The sequence below is a fragment of the Bacillus cereus genome (genome assembly GCF_002567495.1).
Lineage (GTDB): Bacteria > Bacillota > Bacilli > Bacillales > Bacillaceae_G > Bacillus_A > Bacillus_A cereus_AQ.
Window position 1 is genome coordinate 199,230 of the sequence record NZ_NVAP01000023.1, and the last position, 1,368, is coordinate 200,597.

Consider the following 1,368-nt stretch of genomic DNA (forward strand, 5'->3'; position numbering starts at 1 on the left):
ACCTCTTTCTTTATTATATAAGGGGTAGCGTGAGGCTAATCTGGACTAACAGCGCCAAGTTAGTAAGAGGGGTTAGACAAAGGTTTGTCGAATTTACTTTATATTGGTGAAAATGAAGTCTTGGAGGGTGCATGTTGAAGAAATATGAGATTAAAAATAACATTCCGACATTGGAAGAGTATAAATATTTATGTGATTCTGTTGGATGGACTAATTATATGAACTTTGAGGTGGCGGAAACATCACTTCAAAATTCTATTTACTGTATAACAGTCTATGATAATAATCGAATTGTCGGTATGGGGAGAATTGTTGGCGATGGGGCCATCTCTTTCTATATTCAGGATATAGTAGTTCATCCAGATTATCAAAAGAATGGTGTTGGAAAGAAAATAATGAATACTTTAGTTGAATATTTAAATCGAAATGCTCCAGATAAAGCATTTATTGGTTTGTTTGCATCGCAAGGTAAAAGAGCATTCTACGAAAAATATGATTTTAAAGATTATTCGCCTAACATGACAGGGATGTTTACTGTTATATCAAAAAAATAGACATAATAAATTTTAGAAGAAGACAGCCTTAAAAAAACGATTTCTTGATTAAGAAATCGTTTTTTTTAAAGACTTAAGTATTCGAGTTCCTTACTATGCTGCTATATACCTATGATTTATAGCTCTTCTTATTATATTTCTCATCAAATTCTTTTCCTTCTAGATTTCGATCAAGTGTTAAAGGCTGATTACAATGCATGCATGCGTCGACACGACCGAGCATTTTGGTTGGCTTATCACAGCTTGGGCAAATAATTTGGACAGTCTTTGTAGATAACATACCAATCCAAAAGTAAACGACCGTACTAGCGATAACAGCCAAAAAGCCCACCATCATAAATGTTGTCATAATAATAATGTTATCACGGAAAAAGACTCCTAAGTATGCAATGAAGAGGCCGATAAATACTAAACTTAATGCAAAGGTCCGAATTTTATTGATTTTGTTTGAATACTTAATGCTCATTCTCACCACACTCCTATAATAATAATATAACATAAAATTTAGAATTTTCATTCTTGTATGAGCGTTATAAATAGATGAGATATGAAATGGATAGGCGGAGATCTATGAAGGATGAATGGAAGGTGTAATGATTGTTAATGTAGGTTTTTAAGTTTTTAACGGGATGTGAAATTTTTTCATAAAAAGTATTGACCCTGTATATACTGCATGATATATTAATAACCGTCGCTGATGCGGAAACGCAGAAGACGACAAAAAAGAAATTGAAAAACTTAGTTGACATCGAAAAACGAAGATGTTAACATAAGGAAGTCGCAAATGAGCGACTAAGTAGTTCTTTGAAAACTG

At 32.9% G+C, this 1,368-nt stretch carries 2 protein-coding genes; one reads left to right on the forward strand and one right to left on the reverse strand.

From position 1 onward, the window contains the following. Positions 1 to 134: 134 nt before the first annotated feature. On the forward strand, positions 135 to 554 hold the full coding sequence (locus COK05_RS10950) for a GNAT family N-acetyltransferase (RefSeq protein ID WP_098612607.1): 420 nt from the start codon (positions 135 to 137) through the stop codon (positions 552 to 554). A gap of 109 nt (positions 555 to 663) precedes the next feature. Here COK05_RS10950 and COK05_RS10955 read toward each other — a convergent pair whose 3' ends face one another. Further along, positions 664 to 1,020 (reverse strand): YgzB family protein, encoded by a 357-nt coding sequence (locus COK05_RS10955; protein ID WP_000025053.1) that lies wholly within the window; start codon positions 1,018 to 1,020, stop codon positions 664 to 666. Positions 1,021 to 1,368 lie beyond the last annotated feature (348 nt).

Bases quoted from the DNA above. Each gene is read 5' to 3' on its own strand.
- COK05_RS10955 (WP_000025053.1), bottom strand. From the start codon at position 1,020: ATGAGCATTAAGTATTCAAACAAAATCAATAAAATTCGGACCTTTGCA.